The sequence below is a fragment of the Nonomuraea sp. NPDC050691 genome, assembly GCF_040654455.1.
Lineage (GTDB): Bacteria > Actinomycetota > Actinomycetes > Streptosporangiales > Streptosporangiaceae > Nonomuraea.
The window spans coordinates 14,168-33,238 of record NZ_JBFAIA010000038.1; the positions used below are offsets into that span (position 1 = coordinate 14,168).

Sequence of the window (19,071 nt, forward strand, 5' to 3'; positions counted from 1 at the left end):
CGCAAGGCCGCTGCCCTCCGCGCTTTCCCGAAAGGCATTCGGCGCCCGGGCCCGGGAATTCCGGAACGGAAATCATCGGCCACGGCCGCGAATACTTGTGGCGTAGCCTCTTGCCATGGATCCGGACTCCGGCCGCCAGGAATGGGGCGACCGAGGAAGAAAGCGCACCGTGGTGGCCGGGTGCCTGGTCGTCGGGGTGACAGGGGCGATTATCTGGCTCATTGCCCTGGGCGTGATCCTCTATTTCCTTTTACGATCATAAATCGCGGTTGGAACCTCCTGCGGCGTGCCGGTGTACGGGACGTGAGAGAGCAAGGAGGCATCGTGAGATCGATCGTTGTGGTTGTGGTGCTCGTGCTGGCAGGATGCGCCGGAACACCGGGAACGGCAGTACCGGGGAAGGCGGGAACAGCGGCGCCCACGAGTGCCGGTTCGGCCGTGGCGGCGGGTTGCCATGGGCTGTCCGGGCTCAGCGCAGACGGCGGGTTGCCGGAGGTGCGCGGACAAGGGCGGGGCGCGGAGGTGTGGGGGCTGCTGTTCGCGCCCGCGCCGTTCGAGCGGGGACGCGAGGTGAAGATCGTGTGGCGCATGACCGGTGAGGGGCCGCTGACGGTCACGGCCACGTTGCCCGACGGCACGCGGGCCCGCCGGACGTTCGGGCCCGAGCAGCACGGCGGGTCCACGTGGAAGCGGCCGGGTGAGGAGTGGGGCACGGGGTTCGTGTTCCCGAAGCCGGGATGCTGGAGGTTCGACCTGACCAGGACACGCGGGACCGGCCGGGTGTGGCTACCGGTCCGCTGACCCCATAGATGGTCCGGCTCTGCCCCTGCGCCCTGGTGTGGAGGGGGCAGATCCGCTCGTCCCGCCCGGCACGGCAGCTTGGAGTGGCCGGCCCCGCTCGTCCCGTCCAGCACGGCGGCGTGGAGTGGGCGGACCTGCTCGCCCCGATCCGTACGGCGACGCGGATGGTCGGTTGGGTGGCGCCGGGCATGTCGCGATCTGATCAAGCGGTGCTCAGCGGGCTGGGCACCGCGATGCAATACGAGGATGAATCAACGGATCCGTGACTTCGTTCGCGAGTTCAGTGACACCTCCCTCTACAAGACCGGCGTATACGTCGGCATTGCCATCCGAACCTCCCGAGGGGACCGGCGGCTTCAGCCGTCGGGGGATCGGGAGCGGGAGGGCCGCCAAGGCCCGAGTGTGCCCTGACCTTCCGGGTCCGCGTCACGGGTGGCTTTCGGGTTTGCCGGCGTCGGGCGGGTACCGGCCGATATCGTGGTCGTCTCGTTACCGAGCGTGGGAGGTGGGCGCGCGCAGGTCGGTGAAGTTCCTGCTCCGTCCCACCGGCAAGCAGGCCGCCGCGCTCACGCAGTGCCTGGAAAACCACCGGCAGCTGTACAACGCCGCGTTGGAGCACCGCCGCACCGCCTACCGCAAGGCCGGCGTGACCGTCGGCTACGGCGAGCAGTCGGCGGAGCTGAAGGAGATCCGCAAAACGGATCCTGACGGGCAGGGCGGCTGGTCGGCGGGCTCCCAGCAGCAGACCCTGCGCCGGCTGGACAGGGCGTTCGCGGCGTTCTTGCGCAGGATCAAGTCCGGGCGGAAGGCCGGGTACCCGCGGTTCAAGGGCCGGGGCCGGTTCGACACCGTGCAGTGGCCCGCCGTCAAGAACGGCGCGAGCTGGGACTCCCAGCCGCATGATCCGGTGACGCGCGCCTACCTGCTCGGCATCGGACACGTGCGCGTCCACCGGCACCGCCGCGTGTCCGGCATCGTCAAGACGATCAGTGTGAAGCGGGAAGGCGCCCGCTGGTTCGTCGTGCTGTCGTGCGATGACGTGCCCGCCGAGCCGCTGCCCACCACGGGTGTTGCGGCCGGGATCGACCTGGGGGTCGTCTCGCTGGCGACCACCAGTGACGGCGAGCACCTCGACAACCGGCGGCACCTGGCCGCCTGCGCCGACCGGCTCCGGCGGCTCAACGCGATCTGGCCCGCAAACAGCGCGGGTCCGTGCGGCGTCGTAAGGCGGTGGCCCGGGTGGCCGGGCTGCACGCCAAGGTGCGGCGGCAACGCCTGGACGGCGCGCACAAGACGGCGCTGGAGCTGGTGCGCGCCTATGACCTGATCGTGCACGAGGACCTGCGGATCGCGAACATGACCCGCTCGGCGTCGGGCACGCTGGAAGCCCCCGGCCGCAACGTCGCGCAGAAGTCCGGGCTCAACCGTTCGATCTTGGACGCGGGTTGGGGGGGTGTTCCTGACGATTCTCGCGTACAAGGCTGAAAGCGCCGGTCTTGCGTACAAGGCTGAAAGCGCCGGTCGAGAGCTGATCGCAGTCGAGCCCCGCAACACCTCCCGCGCCTGCTCGCGATGCGGGCACTGCGCGAGGGAGAACCGCGTCACCCAAGCCGCGTTCCGATGCCGGGGGTGCGGGCATGCCGCGCACGCCGACGCGAACGCGGCGATCAACATCTTGAGGGCAGGGCTTGCCCTTCGCCAGGCGGCGGAAGCGGCTCAGCGAGAAGCCGCTTCCTTCAGGGAGCGGAGGAGTCACCAACCTGCTCGTTCCCTAGCGGGCGGGTCCAGCGTGAGGTGAACCTCGGGTTCCGGGACGGTCCCCGCACGTGGTGCCCCTGGGCATGTCTGTGCCCCCGACCGAGCGGCGGCGGTGGTGGGCGTGGTGGTGTCAGCCGGTGTGAGCGCGTCACCCCGCGAGGACGCGGTCGACGAACGTGGTCACGTCCGCCAGGACCTCCTCCCGGTTCGTCTCGTTGAAGACCTCGTGGCGGGCGCCCGGGTAGATCCGCTCCGTGAGGTCCGCTCCCCTGATCGCCTCGATCCCGGCGCGCGTGCCGGTGAGCGGCACCAGTGGGTCGTCCGCGCCGTGGACCCACAGCGTGGGCAGTGACCCAAGAGAGCCGGCCTTGGTGATCGTGGTCAGGGTCGTGGCGAACGCCTGCAGCGTGGGTCGCTTGAACGGGCCGTGCCAGACCAGGGGGTCTTCCGCGTACGCGGTCCCGACGGCGGGGTCGCGGCTGAGCGTCGAGGGGTCGATGGGCACGTCCGGCGGCTCCTCGTACGCGAGCAGCTCGGCGATCGGCCCCCACTCCCCCAGCACCGGCCCCGACAGCACCAGCGCCGTCAGGCCCTCGCCGTGCCGCTGGGCGTAGCGGGCGGCGATCATGCCGCCCATCGAGTGGCCGATCATCACGACCGGCACGCCCGGATGCTCTCGCACGGCGTGCTCCCGGAGGGTGTGGACGTCGGTCACCACGTCCTCGAAGTCGGCCACCAGCACCCGGTCGCCCTCCGACTTGCCGTGCCCGAGGTGGTCCACCCCGTGCACCGCCGCGCCGTCCCGGGCGAGCGTGGCGGCCACCCACTCGTAGCGGCCCAGGTGCTCGCCGTACCCGTGGACGAGGATCGCCAGGTAGCGGGGGCTCTCGTGCGGCCACTCGCGGGCCACGAGGGTGCCGTGGGTGCCGGTGAGGGTGTGTTCGCGTGACGTCGCCATGCCCTGGGATATGTCCGCGCGGACGATGATCTACGCACGCCGGGAGGTGTGTCCGTAATGTGGCGCGACATGATGATAAAAGATGAAAACTTCTGCCACTGGTGACAAGTAGGGCGAAAACTGTTTTAATCCGACGCTAGGTGGCCCCGGGGTGCCATAGCCCGGAGTGACCGTTTCCTCGAGTCACGGCTTCGTGGGAAAGGCAGGCCCGTGGGAGCTCCAAGTGGCGAAGTAGTCGTCACGGGCGGTCTCGGTTTCATCGGCTCACATCTGGTGGACGCCTACCTGGAGGCGGGCCACCACGTACGGATCATCGACTCCGACGCCGGCGCGGTCATCGACGGCGAGGACTACGACGCGAATCCCCGCTGCGCGGTCGTCCGGCAGCGCGTGGAGGACTACCTGGCCGGCGGCGGCGACTTCCGGGGCGTCGACCGCGTCATCCACGCCGCCTCCTACGTCGGCCCCGCCAGCATCCTGTCCAGGTCGGGCCGGCTCGGCCACGACATCATCGGCAGCACGGCCCCGGTCATCGAGGCGTGCGCGGGCGCGGGCGTGCCGCTGTGCGTGTTCAGCTCGGCCGAGGTGTACGGCCGCAGCGGCGTGCTCGACGAGAAGGACGACATCGTCGTCCCGACGCAGTACAACACCCGCATCGAGTACGCCATCGCCAAGACCCTGGCCGAGGCGATGGTGGCCAACAGCCGGCGGAACGGGCTGCGCGGCATCGTCATCAGGCCGTTCAACGTCGCCGGGGCGCGCCAGTCGCGGGCCGGCGGGTTCGTCATGCCGACGTTCGTCCAGCAGGCGCTGGCCGGGCGGCCGATCACCGTCTTCGCGGGCGGCGACCAGGTGCGCGCCTTCATCGCGGCCGACGACCTGACCCGGTTCCTGCTCGGCTACATGGACGCGGCGCTGGAGGGGGACGACGTCGTCATCAACGTCGGCAACCCGGCCAACGCCGTCACCGTCATGGAGCTGGCCGAGCGCGTCAAGGCGCTGCTGGACAGCCCGTCGCCGATCGTCCGGGTGGACGGGAGGAGCGTGCACGGCCCGCACTACGCGGAGGCGGAGTCGTTCCACAAGATCCCGGCGCTGCGGGCGGCCACCGGCCTCGGCTGGCGGCCCCGGGTGCCGCTCGACGAGCTGATCCTGAGCACCGCCGACTACTACCGCGCGCGAGAGGACCGGAGGGCAGTGAATGCACCGCTTTAGCCATCCACGCGGACGGCGGTGACCGGGGCGTGCGACGCTTCGACCGCGTGCTGGTGATCTCGCCGCACGCCGACGACGAGGTGCTGGGGTGCGGCGGGCTGATGGCCGCCCAGGCCGACGCCGGGGCCGAGGTGCACGTCCTGTTCCTCGCGGTGGACGGGATGCGGCACTACGGCCTCGACGGGGCCACCACGTACCGGCAGCGCCTGGACGAGATCGAGGACGTGCGGGCCACACTCGGCTTCAGCTACGAGATCGCCTACGGCGACCGGGACCTGACCGAGCGGCTCGACACGCTGCCCCGCAGGGAACTGGTCGACCTGTTCGAGCGGGCGTTGAACGAGCGGCGGCCGGACCTGCTGCTCCTGCCCAGCTTCGCCGACTACGACCAGGACCACCGCGCGGTGTTCGACGCCGGGTTCGCCGCGGCGCGGCCCATCGCGCAGCAGTTCGGCAAGTGGCTGGTGCCCAACGTCTTCCTGTACGAGATGTCGAAGATCCAGTGGGCGTCGGAGCCGATGCCCCGGTCCACCGCGTACTGCGACATCGGCGCGTACATGGACCGCAAGCTGGAGGCGTTGCGCGGTTACAAGAGCCAGCACCGGCCCTCGCCGCACATCAGGAGCGAGGAGTCGGTGACGGCGCTGGCCACGCTGCGCGGCGCGGAGATCGGCGTGGAGCGCGCGGAGGCGTTCGGCGTGCTGAGGACGGTCCTGTGACCACGAACACGCAGGTGGGTGAGGGAGGTCGTGTGAAGAGGTTCGCGTTCTGCACGGGGATGGAGTTCGCCGCTCCGGCCGTGGACGTGCTGGCGGCGCAGGGCACGGCCCCGGCGCTGCTCATCGGCTACCCGCCGAAGCTGAGCCACCGGTCCGGGTACGCGCCGCTGCGGGAGGCGGCGGAGAAGTACGGCATCCCGCTGCTGGAGACCGACGACATCAACGACGGCCGGGCCCACGAGCTTGTCAAGGAGCAGGACATCGACCTGTTCGTGGTCGCCGGGTGGTCGCAGCTCGTCCGCGATCCGCTGCTGTCGGCGTGCCCGCTGGGCGCGATCGGGCTGCACCCGACGCGGCTGCCGGAGGGCCGGGGACGGGCGCCGCTGCCGTGGACCATCATCAAGGGCCTGACGTCGAGCGCGGTCAGCCTGTTCTTCCTGAACGAGGGCGCGGACGAGGGCGACCTGATCGCCCAGCGCGACTTCGAGGTGAGCCGCCGCGACGACGTCACCGAGGTCTACCGCAAGGTCACCGAGATCAACATCGAGCTGCTCGCCACGTACGTGCCGCTGCTCCTCTCGGGGCAGGTCGTGGCCAGGCCGCAGCCGCCCGGCGGTTCGGTGTGGGAGCGGCGGCGGCCCGGCGACGGGGTGATCGACTGGGCGCAGCCCGCGGGTGACGTCTACGACTTCGTGCGGGCCCTGGCCGCGCCGTACCCGGGCGCGTTCACGTCCGTGAACGGGCGCACGCTGTACGTGCACAGCGCCGACCTGGTCGATTGGGGCGGGGCGGACGAGCCGCCGGGCACGGTGCTCGCGCCGGTCTGGTCGACCGGGACGGCGGGCGTGCTCGTGGCCTGCGGGTCGCGGCTGCTCGTGGTGCGCGAGGTGCAGTGGGAGGGTGGCGAGCGGCGGGACGCGCTGGCGCTGCTGGAGGCGGGCGAGCTGCCGGTCGGCACCCGCCTGGGCGCGTGACTGCCCCAGTGACTCCCCCGAAGGTGAGGGTGAGGCTGAGCGGGGCGGTGATGGCGCACCCGCGCCGCCGGGAGGCCGCCGAGAAGCTGGCCGGCGACCGGCTGGACGTGGTCACCGACCCGGACCCGGGCGGGCGGCCGTCGGCGTTCCGCACGTCGCTGCTCGCCTGGTCGAGCGTGCCGCGCGACTCGACCCACCATGTGGTGCTGCACGACGACATGGTCCTGTCGGGCACGTTCTTCGAGCGGGCCGAGCGCGCCGCCCGGGCCATGCCGGGCGCCGCGCTCGCGCTGTTCGCGTTCTGGAACTCGCGCAACGGCGCGGCGGTGCGGCTCGGCGCGCTGGCCGGCGCGCGCTGGGTGCCGGGGGCGGGCGAGTACACGCCGGTGGCGGCGCTGCTGCTGCCCCGGGAGGTGGCCGCCGGGTACGTGGAGTGGGCCCGCGGCCGGGGCGACACCTGGCCGGACGACGTGCTGATGGGCCGCTACCTGCGGCAGGCCGGGGTGCCGGTGTTCGTGGCGGTGCCGAGCCTGGCCGAGCACGAGGACCTGGCGAGCCTGGTCGACAACGACTTCCAGGGGTTGCGCCGCTCGCCGTGCTTCTTCGCCGACGACCCGCGCGCCGGGCGGGGCGAGGGCGGGCCGGTGCCGGCGCTGCCGGTGATCCCGTTCTTCAAGCGCGGCGTGGCGCAGTGCGCGGTACGGGTGCCGGGCACGGCCCGCTGGCGCGACATCCTGTGCGAGGACTACCTGCACGGCCGGGGCGTGGACGTGGGCGCGCTGCGCGTGCCGGAGGAGCACGGGCAGCTCTGGCTGGCGGCGTACACGATGGGCGTCGTCCATCACGGGCCGCGCGGCGACCCCGAGGTGCTGGACCGGGCGCTGGCCACGATGGGACCCGGAGGGCTCTGCCACGCGCTCGGCTCCCGCGAGCTGGGCCGCCTGTCGGACGAGCTGCGCGAGGTGGCGCGGGACGGCCTGGAGGCGGGGCTGACGGCGCGGCCGAGGCGGAGCGGGCGGCCGGCGGTGGCGGTGACGGGCTCGGCCACGTTCGTGCGCGACCAGGTGGCGCGGCTGCTCGCCGACCGGGGGTACCGGGTGTCCGGCTCCTCCTCGGCGGACGCGGTGGTGCACGTGTGCGCGCTCGGCTGGGATCCGGACGCCGACCCGGAGGAGGAGGTGCGGCTGGCCCGCGAGGCCCTCGCGGGCGCGCGGCACGGGGTGCTGCTCAGCTCGTGCGCGGTCTACCGGCGAAGCCCGGGCCGGGACGCGCCGGGATCGGCCGCGGGCGCGCCGGCGGACGAGGAGACCCCCGTGGACGAGGACGGCCCCGTCGAGCCGGGGTCGGCGATCCTCGCGGTGGAGGCCGCCGTGTCCGGGGCGACCGTGCTGCGCCTGGCGGAGCCGTACGGGCCGGGGATGCCACAGCGGGGCACCCTGCCCGAACTGGTGCTGCGCTCGTCGCTGAGCCGGCCGCTGCGCGTGGACGGCGGCACCGCGCAGCCCGTGCACGTGCGTGACGTCGCCGCGGCCGTGGAGGCGGCGCTGACGCGGCGGCCGGGGGCGCGGGTGTTCAACGTCGCGAACCCCGGGAGGTCGCGGCTGCGTGAGCTGGCCGAGGCGGTGACGGGCGCGGTGCGGCCGGTCCCGGTCGAGGAGACGCCCGGCGGGGAGCCGGCGCCGGTGATCGACGCCGGGCGCGCCGGGCGGGAACTCGGCTGGCGGCCGGTGGTGGACCTGGACTACGGGCTGCACAACCTCGCGCAGTGGCTGGCCTACGAGAGCGACCGCTAGGTCCCGCCGCCGGCGGCGGCGTCCACCACGAGCGTCTCCAGCTCGCGCAGGTAGCGCTCGATGCCGGCCGGGCCGAGCAGGGCCGTGTCGGCGTACAGCGACACCTCCATGCGTCCCGGCTCGCCGCCGAGGTGCAGGCGGAAGTCGCAGATGTTGCGGTCCATGGCGTCGGTCCAGGCGACCTCGGTCCGTTCCGCCGCCTCCCGCAGGGACCGCTCGTCCGGTGCCGCCGCCCCGGGCTCGTCGCGCTGGACGAGCCGCTGGTCGTTGAAGCAGCCGAACGACCGGATCCCGGGCCCGGCGGCCGAGACGGCCTCCTCCATGGCGTACGGGTCGAACCACGCCTGCCGGTAGGCCCTCATGGCGGCGGTCCAGCCCTGCCGGACGAGGTCGCCGAACGAGGGCACGTCGAGGTCGAGCAGCACGAGGCCCTCCTGGGAGATCGTGGACACCACGTCGCGCCGGTCGGCCGCGAAGCGGTTGTTGACGATGACCCGCATCCCGCAGTGCCGCTGCCCGGTCAGCCCGCCCGCGAGCCGCACGGCGGCGGCCAGCAGCACGGTCGACGAGCTGACCCGGTGACGCGCGGCCACGGCCTGGGCCGCGGCGGCGAGCGCGGTGGACGACATCGTCGCCTCCAGGAACCGCGGTGACCCCGGGACGAGCGCGGCTTCCGGCACCGGGTCCATCCGGGCGTACTCCTCCAGCCAGAAGGCGACGGCCCGTTCCGAGACGCGCGCCCCCTCCTCGGACCGCTGCCACTCCGCCAGTTCCCGGGGCGTGGCCGCGGTCACGGGCGGCAGGGCGTCGCGGATCAGCAGCAGCCGGAAGTCCCGTACGACGAGGTCGGCGGCGTGCCCGTCGGCGGCCAGGTGGCACAGCACGAGCACGACCTGCCTGACGTGCTCTCCGTCCACCACGAACGCCACCCGCAGCGGCCACTCGTCGGTGTAGCGGAACGGCTCGGCGGCCAGCCGGTCGCGCACCAGATCGGCCGGCTCGGAGGTGACCTCCACGTGGGGCCGCGCGGTGGGCCGGACGAGCCGGCGGGGCGCGTCACGCGGACCGGTGAGCCGGGTGCGGAGCGACTCGTGCCGGGCCACGAGCGCGTCGAGCGCCCGCATGGCCCGCTGCACGGTGACGGGCCGCCTGGGCCCGGGGAACACGCGGGCGATGTTGAGGTAGTGCTCCTGCGGCGCGGCGGCGACCACGGCCCGCCAGATGTCCTGCTGTCCCCAGGTCAGAGGTCCTTCCACGCCGCTCAGCCGGCCTCCCGGGCGCGCACGTTCCGGACCAGGTCGTCGAGGGTCTCGAACGCGTCCGGATCGACCTCCACCCCGAACGCGGTGTCCACGGCGTCGATCAGCCGCAGCAGGCCGAGCGAGGTCACGCCCAGGTCGGCCAGCCGGGCGGGACCGGCCAGCACCTCGGCCGCCTCCACCTCGCCGTCCGTCGCCTCGGCGACCAGGCCGGCAAGTCGCTCACGTAGTTCGCCGTCGGTCAGCACGTGGCTCGGACCTCCGTTTCCCCGGATTCGGGCCGAGTGTGCCATGGCGTAGATCGTCCGGGCAACCACCGGCGGGCGAGGGGTTGACGGTTGTGTGCATTTTTTCTACCGTCTGGCGGCAGCCCGAAAATATTTCTGGGGGTGGTCCCGTCGGCTGTTCCGGTCCCCTCACTGCTCGGCGCGAGAGCCGCCGCCGACCCCGGCCACGAGGCCCTGGCCGTCGCCGGGTCCGGCCGGTTGACGCTCCGGGACTGGGACGAGCGCTCGGACGCCGCCGCCCGCGGCCTGCTGGAACGCGGAGTGCGGCGCGGAGACCGGGTGGCGCTGGTCTTCGGGGCGCGCGACTGGATCGAGTACGCGGTCTGCTGGATGGCGGTGCTCAAGGCGGGGGCCGTGGCGGTGCCGTTGTCGGACCGGCTGGCGGCGCCCGAGCTGAAGTCCATGATCGAGCACTGCGGCGCCACCCTGACCGTCCACGGAGACGGGCCCGGGCCGCCGCCCGCGCCGGGCGCGTTACCTGCCGGTGAGCTGAAAGGGCCGGCCGAGCCGCCGCCGGTCGAGCTCGACCCCCTCGACCTGGCCCAGATCCTCTACACCTCCGGCACCACCGGCACCCCCAAGGGCGTCGCCGCCAGCCATGCGAACCTCACCTCGCCGCCCGTCCACCCGAGACGCCGCCCGTTCGCCCACTCGCGGCACCTCGTCCACGCCTTCCCCATCGGCACGAACGCCGGCCAGGTCATGCTGCTCCACGCGCTGACCGCCGCCCCCACCGTGGTCACGCTCCCCCTGTTCACCCCGGCCCGGTTCGCCGCGCTCATCGAGGAGCGCGCCGCCGGGACGGTGTTCGTGGTGCCGGCGATGGCCATCGAGCTGCTGAACGCCCGCGTGCACGAGCGGCGCGACCTGTCGAGCGTGCTGCTGCTGGGCTCGGCCGCCGCCGCGCTGCCGCCCCCGGTGGCGGCCCGGCTGGCCGAGGCGTTCCCGTCGGCGACGGTCGTCAACTACTACACCTCGACCGAGGCGGCGCCCGCCCAGACCATCATGGTTTTCGACCCCGACCGTCCGGGCGCGCTCGGCCGGGCCGCCGGGGGCAGCACACTCAAGATCGCGACCGTGGACGGCGAGCCGGTGGCGCCGGGCGAGACCGGCGAGGTGTGGATGCGGGCCGCGGCCCACCCCCGCGCCTACTACGGCGAGCGCGCGGACACCTTCCGCGACGGCTGGGTGCGCATGGGCGACCTCGGCCGCCTCGACGCCGACGGCTACCTGTACCTGGTGGACCGGGAGAGCGACGTCATCAAGTCGGGCGCGTTCAAGGTCTCGACGCTGCAGGTGGAGGCGGCGCTGCACGAGCACCCGTCGGTGGCGGAGGCGTCGGTGTTCGGGGTGCCGCACCCGGTCATGGGCATGGCGGTGGCGGCGGCGGTGGTGCCGCGCGAGCCGGTGACCCGGCCGGTGACGCTGCCGCAGGTGCGGGCCTTCCTCGGCGAACGGCTCGCCGCGCACGAGCTGCCGACGCGGCTGCTGTGCCTGGACACGCTGCCGAGGAACGCCTCGGGCAAGGTCGTCAAGCGCGAGCTGCGCCGCCTGGCCGAGGAGCGGCCACGCGAGTGAACGGGCGCAGGGGAGCACGCGAACACATCGGGCGGAACACGGAGAGACGGCATGGTCCTGGCGTCGCAGGCGCAGCACGGAATGTGGATCACCGAGAGGGTGCACGGCACAGGCACGGCGTACCACATGCCGTTCGCCCTGTGGCTCGACGGCCCGCTGGACCGGGAGGCCCTGCTGGCCGCGTGCGCGTCGGTCGTCGCGCGGCACCTGGTGCTGTCGTGCGTGTTCGAGGAGCGTGACGGCGAGCTGCACCTGGTGCCGGCGGCGGCCAAGCCGCCGGTCGAGTTCCTGCCGTCCGTGCCCGACCCGGAGGGGTTCGTCGAGCGGGAGATCGGACGGCCGTTCGACCTGGAGCGGGGGCCGCTGGCCCGCTTCACGCTGGCCGGGGTGTCGCCGGGGCGGCACGTGCTGCTGTTCGTCGGGCATCACCTGGTCTTCGATGGCATGTCCAAGGACGTCCTGGTGCGGGATCTGGCCGCCGCGTACACGGGCGGGCCGCTGCCGCCGCTGCCCCTTCCGTACGGCGGGACGGGCGGCGTGCCGGCCGAGGCCGCGGCGTACTGGCGGGAACGCTGGCGCGAGGTGCCGTCCGTGGTCGTCGGGGGCGTGCCGCGCACGCCGCGCGTGGCCGGGCACGGCGAGACGGTGCTGTTCGACCTGACGCGCGAGATGGCCGCCGCCGCGTTCGACGGAGTCTCCCGCTTCGAACTGTTCCTGGCCGCGGTCCACGCCCTGCTCTTCCGGTACGGCAACGCCGAGGTGTCCGTGGCCGTCGCCCTGTCGACGCGGACGCCCGAGACCCGCGACCACATCGGGCTGTTCGCCACCGAGCTGCCCGTGTTCTCCGCACCGGAGCCGGACCTCGCGTTCCGGGACCTCGCGCTGCGGCTGCGGGCCGAGATGCGGCTGCTGAACGCCTTCCGGGAGGTGCCGGTGGCGCGGGCCGTGGGCGGCATCCGGCCGAGGGTGGCGCTGGCCCCGGCCTCGATCAGCTTCCGGCGGCGCGCGGCCGACCAGGAGTTCCCCGGGCTGCGCGTGTCGGCGGAGTGGAAGATGTCCAACCACGTGGTGCGCAACGCCCTGCACTTCCAGGCCGTGGACGGCGACGACGGGCTCCAGGTGACGCTGCACCACAGCCCCGAGATCGTGTCCCGGGAGGAGGCCGAGGGGGTGGCCGCGCACCTGCGCGCGGTGCTGGAGGCGGTCGCCGCCGACCCCGGCGTCCGGCTCGCCGCCCTCCCCCTCCCGGAGACCGCCGTCGTCACCGCGCCGCCGCCTGCTCCCTCGGAGCAGTCCCTCGGCTCGTCGTCCGCCGGCGCCGCCGCGGACGACGAGCTGGTCGGCCAGGTGCGGGCGATCTGGATGGAGGTGCTCCGGCTGGACGACATCGCGCCCGACGAGGACCTGTACGACCTGGGCGGGCACTCGCTGACGATCACCCAGATCAGCGCCCGCATCCGGAAGCGGCTCGGCGTGGACGTGCCCTTCGACGTGTTCCTCGACGACCCCACCATCGCCGGGGTCGCGGCGGCGGTCGGCGAGCTGCGCGCATGATCTCCCTGGGCCAGGAGCGGCTGTGGTTCCTGCACCGGCTCGACCCCGCCGACCCCGCGTACCGGGTGGCGGTGGTGCGGCGGCTGCGCGGGCCGCTCGACGCGGACGCGCTGGAGGCGGCGTTCGCGGACGTCGTGGCGCGGCACGAGTCGCTGCGCACGCGCTTCCCCGACCACGACGGGCAGCCCGTGGCGGTGGTGGACCCGCCGGGGCCGGTGCCGGTCGAGCGGGTGGAGGTGTCCGGGCCGGAGGAGGCCGAGCGGCTGTTCGCCGCGCGCGCCGCCGCGCCGTTCGACCTGGCCGCCGCCCCGCCGCTGCGCGTGACGCTGGCGCGCCTGGCCGGCGGCGACCACGTGCTGGGCGTGGTGCTGCACCACGTGATCGCCGACGGCTGGTCGCTGAACGTGCTGATGGACGACCTCGCCGCCTGCTACCGGGCCCGCCGCGACGGCGTCCCGGCCACGCTGCCCGGGCTTCCCGTGCGGTACGCCGACCACGCCGCCGCCCAGCGCGCCGCCGGCACCCCGGCCGATCTGGAGCACTGGACCGCCCGGCTGGCCGGGGCGCCCGTGCTGGAGCTGCCCACGGACCGGCCGCGCCCGGCCCGGCGGAGCAGCGCCGGCCGCGAGACCCCGTTCGAGCTGCCGCCCGAGCTGGTCGGCGCGCTGTCGCGGCTGGCGCGGGCCGAGCGCTGCACGCTGTTCATGGTGCTGCTGGCCGCCTACCAGCTCCTGCTGTCGCGGCACACGGGGCAGGACGGCGTGGTGGTCGGCACGCCCACGGCCGGACGCGACCGCCCCGAGCTGGAGCCCATGGTCGGGCTGTTCGCCTCGACGATGGTGCTCCGGGGCGACCTGTCGGGCGATCCGTCGTTCGGTGAGCTGCTGCGCCGTACGCGCAAGATCGTGCTGGAGGCGATGGCGTACCGCGACGTGCCGATCGAGCGGGTGCTGTCCGCACTCGACATCGAGCGCGACCTGTCGCGCACGCCGCTGTTCCAGGCGATGCTGGCGCTGCACAACGCCGCCACCGGGTACGGCGAGGCCGGCACGTTCGCCGGGATGGAGAGCACGCCGTTCCCCCACGGCGACCCGCCGGCCATGGTGGACGTGCGGATGGAGCTGTGGCCTACGGGCGACGGGCGCGGCGGCGGGCTGCGCGGGGCCCTGCACTACAGCGCCGAGCTGTTCGAGCCGGACACCATGGAGCGGATGGCGGCCCGGTTCGTCACACTGCTGGCGTCGATCGCGGCCCGGCCGGACGCGCGGATCGGCGAGCTGGACCTGCTGCCGCCCGCAGAGCGCGAGCTGGTCACCGCGGACTGGAACCGCACCACCCTCGACGTGCCCGCGGGCACCGTCGCCGACCTGGTGCTGCGGCAGGCGGAGCTGCGGCCGGACGACGTCGCGGTCGAATGCGCGGGCGAGCGCGTCACCTACCGGGACCTCGCCGAGCGGGCCCGGCGGGTCGCCGGCGACCTGCGGGCGCGCGGCGCCGGGCCCGGCTCGGTGGTGGCGCTGCGGGTGCCGCGCTCCGCCGGCCTGCCGGGCGTGCTGCTCGGCGTGATGCTGTCGGGCGCCGCCTACCTGCCCATCGATCCGGGACTGCCGGGCGAGCGGGTCGCGTACATGCTGGAGGACTCGGGCGCGCGGCTGACGCTCGGGGACCTGCCGCCCGCCCCACGGCCCGCGACGCTCGACGGTGAGGCCGCGTACGTGCTCTACACCTCCGGCTCGACGGGCCGGCCCAAGGGCGTGGTGGTGCCGCACACCGCGCTGGTCAACCTGCTCGCCGGGATGGAGGCGCTGCTCGGCTCCTCCCCCTCGGACGTGTGGCTCGGCAGCACCTCGCTGTCGTTCGACATCGCGGGGCTGGAGCTGTACCTGCCGCTGGTCACCGGCGGGCGGCTGGTTCTGGCCGGGGACGAGGAGGCGCGCGACGGCGCGGCGCTGGCCCGGCTGATCGCCGGGTCGGGCGTCACCCACGTGCAGGCCACGCCGTCCGGCTGGAGCATGCTGCTGTCGGCCGGGATGGATCCGGCGGGCCTGGTGGCGCTGGCCGGCGGCGAGGCGCTGCCCCTCGCGCTGGCGCGGCGGCTGCGCGAGCGGGTCGCGCGGCTGCTCAACATGTACGGGCCCACGGAGACGACGATCTGGTCCACGGCCTGGGAGGTGCCGCCCGCGCCGGACCGGGTGAGCATCGGGCGGCCGATCGCCAACACCACGGTCCACGTCCTGGACGCCTCCGGCGGGCCCGCGCCCGTCGGCGTGCCGGGCGAGCTGGCCATCGGCGGCGCCGGCGTCGCGCTGGGCTACCTGGGCCGGCCCGAGCTGACCGCCGAGCGGTTCGCGGGCGGACGCTACCTGACCGGCGACCGGGCGCGGTGGCTGGGCGACGGCACGCTGGAGTTCCTCGGCCGCGCGGACGGCCAGGTCAAGCTGCGCGGGCACCGGATCGAGACCGGCGAGATCGAGGCGGCGCTGGAGTCGCACCCGGCGGTGGAGCGGGCGGCGGTGACCGTGCGGGGCGGTGACCTCGTCGCGTACGTCGCGGTCCGCGGCGTACGCGACGTTCCCGAACGGCCGGATGCGGGAGCCGGCGACGCCGGGCTCGTGGTTCCCGAGGGGCTGGCCGGGAATCTGGCGGCGTGGCTGCCCGCGTACATGGTGCCGAACGTCGTCGTCCCCCTCCCCGCGCTCCCCCTCACCCCGAACGGGAAGGTGGACCGGCTCGCCCTGCCCGAGCCCGGCGCCCCCGAGGCGGGGCGGGGCGGCGCGCCGCGCACCGGCCGCGAGCGGCAGGTGGCGAGGATCTTCGGCGCCGTGCTGGGGCTGCCCGACGTGGGCGTGGACGACGACTTCTTCGCCCTCGGCGGTCACTCGCTGCTCGCCACCCAGGTCGTCGCCCGGTTGGAGGCGTTTGGGACGCCCGTGCCGCTGCGTGAGCTGTTCGCGCACCCGACCGTGGCCGGCCTGGCCGCGCTGCTGGAGAACGTGCCGGAGGAGCATGCCCGCCCGCTGCTCCCCCGCCCGGCCGGCACGCTGCCGCCGCTCTCCCCCGCCCAGGAACGCCTGTGGTTCCTGCACCGGCTCGACCCGGACGACGCCTCGTACACCATGTTCGTCGTCCGCAGGCTGCGCGGCCCCCTCGACCGGGTGCGGCTGCGCGCGGCGCTGAGCGGGGTGACCGCCCGGCACGAGGCGCTGCGCACCCGCTTCCCCGAGGTGGACGGGCGGCCCGTGGCCGTCGTCGAGCGGCCCGCCCCCGTCGCCGTCGAGGAGCTGGACGCCCGCGACGAGACCGAGGCGCGCGCGCTGGTCGCCGCCCGCACCAACGCCCCGTTCGACCTGGGCGCGGCCCCGCCGCTGCGGGCCACGCTGATCCGCCTGGCGGACGACGACCACGTGCTGTGCGTGGTGATGCACCACATCGTCGCCGACGGCTGGTCGATCGGCGTGTTCCTCGACGACCTGGCCGCCCTCTACACCGGGACGGAGCCGGAGCCGCCGGCCGCGCAGCAGGGCGACGTCGCCCGGTGGCAGCGGGACCGGGACGGCGCCGCCGCGCTGGAGTACTGGCGCGAGCGGCTGGCCCAGCCCCCGGTGCTGGAGCTGCGCACCGACCGCCCGCACGCCGAAGGGCCCGCGCGGGGCGGCCACCACGTGCTGGAGCTGCCCGAGGAGCTGGCCGGGGCGCTGGAGTCGGCCGCCCGGCGGGAACGGGCGACGCTGTTCATGGTGCTGCTGGCCGCCTACCAGCTCATGCTGTCCCGGCACACGGGACAGGACGACGTGCTCGTCGGCACGCCCACGGCCGGGCGTGACCGGGTGGAGCTGGCGCGGGTCGTCGGCTACCTCAGCAACACGCTCGTCCTGCGCGGCGACCTGTCCGGCGACCCGACGCTCGCCGAGCTGCTGGACCGGACCCGGGACGTCGTGCTGGAGGCGATGGCCCACCAGGACGTGCCGTTCGAGCGGCTGCTGGCCGAGCTGGACGTCGAGCGGGACCTGACGCGCAAGCCGATCTTCCAGACGATGCTGGCGCTGAACCAGGGCGGCCGGGACGAGCGGGACCGGATCGGCGACCTGGAGATGTCGTACTTCGACGACGGCTACCGGCAGGCCAAGTTCGACCTGACGGTGGAGGCGTGGCGGTCGCCGGGGCTGCTGCGGGTGGCGTTCGGGTACGACGCGGGACTGTTCGACGCGGAGACGGTGCGGCGGCTGGCGGAGCGGTTCGCGGTGCTGCTGGAGGCGGTGGCGGACCCGGGGCTGCGGGACGTGCCGGTGTCGCGGCTGCCGCTGCTGACGGGAGAGGACGAGGCGCTGCTGGCGGCGAGCCTCGGGGATGGCCGGGGCGCCGCTCCCGGCGAGGAGCCGGGTGTCCTTGATGAGGAGCCGGGTGTCCGCGCTGAGGAGGGCGTGCCGGAGATGGTGGCGCGGGCCGTGTCCGCGTACCCGGACGTGGTGGCCGTGGTGTGCGGCGAGCAGAGCGTCACCTACGGCGAGCTGGAGCGGCGCGTGGCCGCGCTCGCGACCGATCTGGCCGGGCATGGTGTCACGGATCGGATCGTGGGGCTGCGGCTCGGGCGGTCCGTCGAGGCCGTGGTGGCGATGCTGGCCGCCTGGCGTGCCGGAGCCGCCTATCTGCCGCTGGACCCCGCCCATCCGCCCGCCCGGCTCGACCGCCTCGCCGCCGAGGCCGGCGTCCGGCTCACCGTCACGCGGTCTCTCGCGGTCCTGCCCGGCGCCCGTCCGCCCCGCGACGAGCCCGGGCTGGCTTACGTGCTGCACACCTCCGGCTCCACCGGCGTCCCCAAAGGCGTGGCCGTCGAGCACGCCGGGCTGGCCGCGCGGGTGCGGTGGATGCGCGAGGCGTACGAGCTGCGGCCCGGCGACCAGGTGGCGCATCTCGCCCCGCTCGGGTCCGACACGCACGCGGAGGAGCTCTACCCGGCGCTGGCCGCCGGGGCGACGGTCGTGGTGGTGCCCGGCGACGGCGGCACGCTGCCCGACCTGCTCGCCGAACGGCCCGGCGTCACCGTCCTCGACCTGCCCGCCGCGTACTTCTACCAGCTCGTGGACGTGATCGACGACGTGGCCTGGCCCGAGGCGCTGCGGCTGGTGATCCTCGGCGGCGAGCAGGTGCAGGGGTGGGCGGTCGCCCGGTGGCGGGAGCGGTTCGGCGAGCGGGTGCGGCTCGTCAACACGTACGGGCCGACCGAGACGACGATCATCGCCACGGCCGCCGACCTGATCGGCGGCTCGACCCGAGCGGTGACCGGGGATGCGGCCGGCGATGGAGCCCAGGCCGTGACCGACGGCGGCGAGCCGCGGCCGCCCATCGGCCGGCCCATCGCGGGCGTCACGGTGCGGGTCCTGGACCGCCACGGCCAGTCTGTGCCGCCGGGGGCTCCGGGTGAGCTGCACATCGGCGGCGCGGGGGTGGCGCGCGGCTACCTGGGCCGTCCCGACCTGACCGCCGAGCGCTTCGCGGACCTGGCGGGAACGCGGTGGTTCCGCACCGGGGACCTGGTGCGGCTGCGGCCCGACGGGCAGCTCGAGTTCCTGCGGCGGCTCGACGAGCAGGTGAAGATCAGAGGGTTCCGCGTCGAGCCGGGCGAGGTCGAGCACTGCCTGCTCGGCTGCCCCGGCGTGCGCCGCGCCGCCGTGGTCGCCCGGGACGGCGAGCTGGTCGCGTACGTCGTGGGAGAGGCGGCCGGGCTGGCCGGGCACGCCGCCCGGGCGCTTCCGCCGTACATGGTGCCCGCCCACTGGGTGGTGCTCGACGCGCTGCCGCTCACCCCGAACGGCAAGCTCGACCGGGCCGCGCTGCCGGCCCCGGGCCGTCCCGAAGGCACCGACCGGACGCCGCCGCGCTCCGACGCCGAGGAGCTGGTGGCCGACGTCTGGGCCGAGGTGCTGGACGCGGACAAGGTGGGGGCGTTCGACGACTTCTTCGCGTTGGGCGGGCACTCGCTGCTGGCCGTCAAGGTCGCCGCCCGGCTGCGCGCCCTCGCGGGGGTCGACCTGCCGATCCGCACGCTGTTCGCCCGCCGTACCGTCGCCGAGCTGGCGCTCGCCGTCGAGGAGGCGTTGATCGCGGAGGTGGCCGGGCTGTCCGACGAGCAGGCGCGCGCCCTGCTGGACGCGGAGGATCCCGCGTGAGCCGGATG

Annotated in this window: 15 protein-coding genes; 12 read left to right on the forward strand and 3 right to left on the reverse strand. The window is 74.3% G+C overall.

Going from position 1 to position 19,071, the window contains the following annotated elements:
* Window positions 1-115 precede the first annotated feature (115 nt).
* The 5 genes from AB0H81_RS17035 (at window position 116) to AB0H81_RS17055 (ending at window position 2,599) form a co-directional block, all read left to right on the forward strand.
* Window positions 116-262: a hypothetical protein gene (locus AB0H81_RS17035; protein WP_358375288.1), complete on the forward strand. Its 147-nt coding sequence runs from the start codon at window positions 116-118 to the stop codon at window positions 260-262.
* Between the two features lie 62 nt (window positions 263-324).
* Window positions 325-801, forward strand: a complete 477-nt coding sequence (locus tag AB0H81_RS17040; RefSeq protein WP_358375290.1) for a hypothetical protein — start codon at window positions 325-327, stop codon at window positions 799-801.
* Window positions 802-1,306: 505 nt separating this feature from the next.
* Complete coding sequence (locus AB0H81_RS17045) at window positions 1,307-2,128, forward strand: transposase (protein WP_358375293.1); 822 nt, start codon at window positions 1,307-1,309, stop codon at window positions 2,126-2,128.
* Window positions 2,032-2,286, forward strand: a complete 255-nt coding sequence (locus tag AB0H81_RS17050) for a hypothetical protein (RefSeq protein ID WP_358375296.1) — start codon at window positions 2,032-2,034, stop codon at window positions 2,284-2,286. Before AB0H81_RS17045 ends, AB0H81_RS17050 begins: the two co-directional genes overlap by 97 nt.
* Window positions 2,255-2,599, forward strand: a complete 345-nt coding sequence (locus tag AB0H81_RS17055; RefSeq protein WP_358375299.1) for a zinc ribbon domain-containing protein — start codon at window positions 2,255-2,257, stop codon at window positions 2,597-2,599. Before AB0H81_RS17050 ends, AB0H81_RS17055 begins: the two co-directional genes overlap by 32 nt.
* A gap of 108 nt (window positions 2,600-2,707) precedes the next feature.
* Here AB0H81_RS17055 and AB0H81_RS17060 read toward each other — a convergent pair whose 3' ends face one another.
* Window positions 2,708-3,517, reverse strand: a complete 810-nt coding sequence (locus AB0H81_RS17060) for a lysophospholipase (protein WP_358375302.1) — start codon at window positions 3,515-3,517, stop codon at window positions 2,708-2,710.
* 210 nt (window positions 3,518-3,727) lie between these two features.
* On the opposite strand from AB0H81_RS17060, the gene AB0H81_RS17065 reads away from it, so the two are divergent.
* The 4 genes from AB0H81_RS17065 to AB0H81_RS17080 are packed head-to-tail and all read left to right on the forward strand — an operon-like array spanning window position 3,728 to window position 8,218.
* Complete coding sequence (locus tag AB0H81_RS17065; RefSeq protein WP_358375303.1) at window positions 3,728-4,732, forward strand: NAD(P)-dependent oxidoreductase; 1,005 nt, start codon at window positions 3,728-3,730, stop codon at window positions 4,730-4,732.
* A 29-nt stretch (window positions 4,733-4,761) separates the two neighbouring features.
* Entirely contained in the window at window positions 4,762-5,451 is a 690-nt protein-coding gene (locus AB0H81_RS17070) for a PIG-L deacetylase family protein (protein WP_358375306.1), read from the forward strand.
* 32 nt (window positions 5,452-5,483) lie between these two features.
* On the forward strand, window positions 5,484-6,425 hold the full coding sequence (locus AB0H81_RS17075; RefSeq protein WP_358375308.1) for a methionyl-tRNA formyltransferase: 942 nt from the start codon (window positions 5,484-5,486) through the stop codon (window positions 6,423-6,425).
* A gap of 29 nt (window positions 6,426-6,454) precedes the next feature.
* On the forward strand, window positions 6,455-8,218 hold the full coding sequence (locus AB0H81_RS17080) for a hypothetical protein (protein WP_358375311.1): 1,764 nt from the start codon (window positions 6,455-6,457) through the stop codon (window positions 8,216-8,218).
* On the opposite strand, the gene AB0H81_RS17085 is transcribed toward AB0H81_RS17080, so the two are convergent.
* On the reverse strand, window positions 8,215-9,474 hold the full coding sequence (locus tag AB0H81_RS17085; protein WP_358375314.1) for a condensation domain-containing protein: 1,260 nt from the start codon (window positions 9,472-9,474) through the stop codon (window positions 8,215-8,217). The two genes, AB0H81_RS17080 and AB0H81_RS17085, sit on opposite strands and share 4 nt — an antisense overlap.
* A gap of 5 nt (window positions 9,475-9,479) precedes the next feature.
* The gene (locus AB0H81_RS17090) at window positions 9,480-9,725 is read right to left on the reverse strand and encodes an acyl carrier protein (protein ID WP_358375317.1); all 246 of its coding nucleotides are present in this window, start codon (window positions 9,723-9,725) and stop codon (window positions 9,480-9,482) included.
* Between the two features lie 141 nt (window positions 9,726-9,866).
* Between AB0H81_RS17090 and AB0H81_RS17095 the strand changes: the two genes are divergently transcribed.
* The 3 genes from AB0H81_RS17095 to AB0H81_RS17105 are packed head-to-tail and all read left to right on the forward strand — an operon-like array spanning window position 9,867 to window position 19,063.
* Entirely contained in the window at window positions 9,867-11,342 is a 1,476-nt protein-coding gene (locus tag AB0H81_RS17095) for an AMP-binding protein (protein WP_358375320.1), read from the forward strand.
* Between the two features lie 51 nt (window positions 11,343-11,393).
* Window positions 11,394-12,896, forward strand: a complete 1,503-nt coding sequence (locus AB0H81_RS17100) for a condensation domain-containing protein (protein WP_358375322.1) — start codon at window positions 11,394-11,396, stop codon at window positions 12,894-12,896.
* The gene (locus AB0H81_RS17105; protein ID WP_358375325.1) at window positions 12,893-19,063 is read left to right on the forward strand and encodes a condensation domain-containing protein; all 6,171 of its coding nucleotides are present in this window, start codon (window positions 12,893-12,895) and stop codon (window positions 19,061-19,063) included. Before AB0H81_RS17100 ends, AB0H81_RS17105 begins: the two co-directional genes overlap by 4 nt.
* The last annotated feature ends 8 nt before the right edge of the window (window positions 19,064-19,071 follow it).

Coding starts and splice junctions, on each gene's coding strand:
- AB0H81_RS17035 (WP_358375288.1), top strand. CDS start 116: ATGGATCCGGACTCCGGCCGCCAGGAATGGGGCGACCGAGGAAGAAAG.
- AB0H81_RS17060 (WP_358375302.1), bottom strand. CDS start 3,517: ATGGCGACGTCACGCGAACACACCCTCACCGGCACCCACGGCACCCTC.
- AB0H81_RS17100 (WP_358375322.1), top strand. CDS start 11,394: ATGGTCCTGGCGTCGCAGGCGCAGCACGGAATGTGGATCACCGAGAGG.
- AB0H81_RS17105 (WP_358375325.1), top strand. CDS start 12,893: ATGATCTCCCTGGGCCAGGAGCGGCTGTGGTTCCTGCACCGGCTCGAC.